The sequence below is a fragment of the Bacillus infantis genome (assembly GCF_008180445.1).
Taxonomy (GTDB): domain Bacteria; phylum Bacillota; class Bacilli; order Bacillales; family Cytobacillaceae; genus Bacillus_AB; species Bacillus_AB infantis_B.
Window position 1 is genome coordinate 1 of sequence record NZ_VTER01000036.1, and the last position, 972, is coordinate 972.

1 rRNA gene is annotated in these 972 nt (G+C 53.9%); it reads left to right on the forward strand.

The features are described 5' to 3' along the window. Positions 1–69: 69 nt before the first annotated feature. A 16S ribosomal RNA gene (locus FZD51_RS25875) occupies positions 70–972 on the forward strand; the annotation flags it as partial.

Below are 972 nucleotides of genomic sequence, written 5' to 3' on the forward strand. Positions count from 1 at the left end.
CTCTTTGAAAACTGAACGAACAAAAACGTCAACGTTAATCTTATTTTTATCAGAGCTAAATCTTACTCTTATATGGAGAGTTTGATCCTGGCTCAGGACGAACGCTGGCGGCGTGCCTAATACATGCAAGTCGAGCGGACGGATGGGAGCTTGCTCCCTGAAGTCAGCGGCGGACGGGTGAGTAACACGTGGGCAACCTGCCTGTAAGACTGGGATAACTTCGGGAAACCGGAGCTAATACCGGATAATGCATTTCCCCTCATGGGGATATGCTGAAAGATGGTTTCGGCTATCGCTTACAGATGGGCCCGCGGCGCATTAGCTAGTTGGTGAGGTAACGGCTCACCAAGGCAACGATGCGTAGCCGACCTGAGAGGGTGATCGGCCACACTGGGACTGAGACACGGCCCAGACTCCTACGGGAGGCAGCAGTAGGGAATCTTCCGCAATGGACGAAAGTCTGACGGAGCAACGCCGCGTGAGTGATGAAGGTTTTCGGATCGTAAAACTCTGTTGTCAGGGAAGAACAAGTGCCGGAGTAACTGCCGGCACCTTGACGGTACCTGACCAGAAAGCCACGGCTAACTACGTGCCAGCAGCCGCGGTAATACGTAGGTGGCAAGCGTTGTCCGGAATTATTGGGCGTAAAGCGCGCGCAGGCGGTCTCTTAAGTCTGATGTGAAAGCCCACGGCTCAACCGTGGAGGGTCATTGGAAACTGGGGGACTTGAGTGCAGAAGAGGAAAGTGGAATTCCACGTGTAGCGGTGAAATGCGTAGAGATGTGGAGGAACACCAGTGGCGAAGGCGACTTTCTGGTCTGTAACTGACGCTGAGGCGCGAAAGCGTGGGGAGCAAACAGGATTAGATACCCTGGTAGTCCACGCCGTAAACGATGAGTGCTAAGTGTTAGAGGGTTTCCGCCCTTTAGTGCTGCAGCAAACGCATTAAGCACTCCGCCTGGGGAGTACGGC